3 protein-coding genes are annotated in these 2,560 nt (G+C 44.8%); all 3 read right to left on the reverse strand.

Translation table 11 applies throughout. The features are described 5' to 3' along the window. A partial coding sequence (locus tag ACKWMY_RS28000; protein ID WP_409487520.1) for a helix-turn-helix transcriptional regulator occupies positions 1–285 on the reverse strand: 285 nt, incomplete at its 3' end. Between the two features lie 167 nt (positions 286–452). Then, positions 453–1,166, reverse strand: coding sequence for a hypothetical protein (locus ACKWMY_RS28005; RefSeq protein ID WP_409487521.1), 714 nt, complete (start codon positions 1,164–1,166; stop codon positions 453–455). Then, positions 1,163–2,383, reverse strand: coding sequence for a tyrosine-type recombinase/integrase (locus tag ACKWMY_RS28010; protein WP_409487522.1), 1,221 nt, complete (start codon positions 2,381–2,383; stop codon positions 1,163–1,165). Before ACKWMY_RS28010 ends, ACKWMY_RS28005 begins: the two co-directional genes overlap by 4 nt. Between the last annotated feature and the right edge of the window lie 177 nt (positions 2,384–2,560).

Consider the following 2,560-nt stretch of genomic DNA (forward strand, 5'->3'; position numbering starts at 1 on the left):
CACTGCAGGAGGATTGCGAACCCACCACAAAACATCACTGAGAAGCCAGGCGCAGGAATTACGGCCAAAGTGGCAGCGGGGCGGGAACTTGCCTTCGTTCTCCAGCTTCCAGCGGGTGGTACGGGATAGACTGGTGATTTCCTGACATTCACGCTCACGAATACGCTTATCGTAGGTATGGTTGGACTCAACAAGGACAGAGCGGCGCTGCTCTGCGGTCGGTGGGGTATAGAGAGTGTGGCCCTCTTGCTTATGATCTGCTGGTTTAAATTGTTTCTTTAACATGCTGCCTCCATTTAGCACTTTCATCAGGTTTCTTTTTCCAGATGTTCTCGTGCTTGTTGGAGGTACTTTAATTTTATTATTTAGAACTCATAAGGTGAGAAAACTACTTAACCACCCACTTTAGTAGTTCCATCATGAGTTAAGTACTTAAGCACCTACATAAGTACTTAACTATCTACATTAGTACTTATAACCAATTCGTATTTTTGAATTTTGGGTGAAACGTTCGGATTAAGTCCTGACTTTTTCAGCCATGTTTTTATAGTGCTAGGCTCTGGGATATCTGTACGTTTCTTACTTAAATGGTCATGAATTTTTTTAGCCAATGTTTCCATACTGGCACCTGGGGTATGCATCCAAGTATCACCAGCGATTTTCAATGCAATATCTTTGTAATGACTTGTGCGATTTACACCGCCTTTACTGGTCATTTTTTTGTGTTTTATTTGCGCCTGTATACTTTCTATTTTTGGTTGATAATGTTTTGAGACTGAATAGTCAACGCTCATTTTATGCACTGCTCCAGCAAGATTTCTAAAACCAAGAAGATATAACACCCTTATGGCTTTATGAATATTCTCATTCTCTTCTCTACCGTCAAAAAACTCCTTGTCATTAATCAGTCCATTAGCCCATTCATATCTTTCTTCGAGTGGTAATTTCTGAATATCTTCATAGGTAACAGAAGGTTTATCTTTCATGCTAAAAGCCATGCTGTAGTTATTTTCATTACAGGAATCAACACACTTGTCAATGAAAGACTTATAATATTCCAAGTCCCCCTCAAGCTGCTTAAGAGTTCTTTTCTTTGCAACAGGTAGTTTCTGCGCCTTCTCTTTAGATGACTGAGGGTTAACTTTATTTTTCTCTTCGCTATTCATTTCTCACCAGCCTTTAAAATAATAACGTTTTCATGATTACCCGCCAGCACTTCCAGCCGGTCAATCCACTTGTTCAACGCATCTAACTTCTCCGGTAGGTACTGGCCGTAATTATAGTTACCCATAATTGCAGGCAACTTATGCCCGAGTAGCATTTCTGGAATATGCGGGGGAATGCCAATATTGGCGCAATGAGTAGATAGCGCACGGCGTAAATCGTGGAATGTCCAAGGCTCTACATGCCCCAAACGCTTATAAATAACCCTACCAATTTGGCTAACTGCGCTTCCAGTCTTCAATTCTCCAAGCAAGTATTCAGACTCGCGCCGTTCGTAACGCTCGGTTAACCACGAGTGAAGCGCCGGAGGGATTGGGCGTAAAATCTTTTCGCGGGTTTTACTGTTCTCTTTCGGAACTGTCCACACCCAGCTATCAAAATCCCATTCGCTCCACCGTGAAACCCTGAGTTCTTTTGTCCTGCAACCGAAAACAACGAGTAAGCGAATAATCATCTGGTAGTAAGGCATGATGTCTTTACGAGCAAGACTGTTCCACGCGTCCGCTAATTCCGCGTCAGATAGCACTCTATCGCGCCTATCCGGGTTTTTACCTACATCATTGACCGTAAGCATGCCGATAGCGTCACACGTCCCAAAACGCCGCACACGGCAGAATTTCAGTGCCTGTTTGCAGATCTGCAATAAGCGGCCTGCTGTCACTGCGTGCTTTTTCCCGGTGCTATCGAAAGCTTGCAACCAGTGACGGGTTTCAGATTCTACGAGCGAGAGATTGCCAATGTGGGGATAAATGTAGGTAGCGAATTGAGAGCGGATAGCATCGGCATCAGTGCGTTTCTGTTGGGCGTAGTTGTCCACCCAGTACTCCAAGGCATCTTTCACCGTTACCGGCTTCAATGTCTGGGTGACATCTTCCTGCAACTGGCGACGAGGATCGCGCCCACCAGCTAACCAGGTACGGCACTGATCGCGGCGCTCTCTGGCTGACTTAAGGGGCATATCAGGATAACGCCCTAACACCAGGCGCTCTAATTTCGATTCTCGGCCACCTAATCTATAGGTGAACACCCAGCTGATAGAGCCCTGCTTTGAAACTTTGGCGCTTAATCCTGCCCCGTCAGCAAACAAGCGGACAGCATCACAGGGAGTACCCTCTAGTGCCTTAAGCTTTTTGTCGCTAAGTTTGTTCGTTCCAGCCATAAAAACCCTTTCAGAGTGATACACCGAGTGATACACCGTTCGTTGCATGGCCCCGAAAACGTCAATTAACACCAGTACAGGTTTATCGGGTTACTCAATGATATTAAAGGAATTTAAAGCAAACACAAGGACACCCGCAACAGCATGAAAACACTAAATAATTTACCGTCTCCGTAA

The sequence above is a fragment of the Serratia sp. J2 genome (assembly GCF_046269175.1).
Taxonomy (GTDB): domain Bacteria; phylum Pseudomonadota; class Gammaproteobacteria; order Enterobacterales; family Enterobacteriaceae; genus Chania; species Chania fonticola_C.

Bases quoted from the DNA above. Each gene is read 5' to 3' on its own strand.
- ACKWMY_RS28005 (WP_409487521.1), bottom strand. From the start codon at position 1,166: ATGAATAGCGAAGAGAAAAATAAAGTTAACCCTCAGTCATCTAAAGAG.
- ACKWMY_RS28010 (WP_409487522.1), bottom strand. From the start codon at position 2,383: ATGGCTGGAACGAACAAACTTAGCGACAAAAAGCTTAAGGCACTAGAG.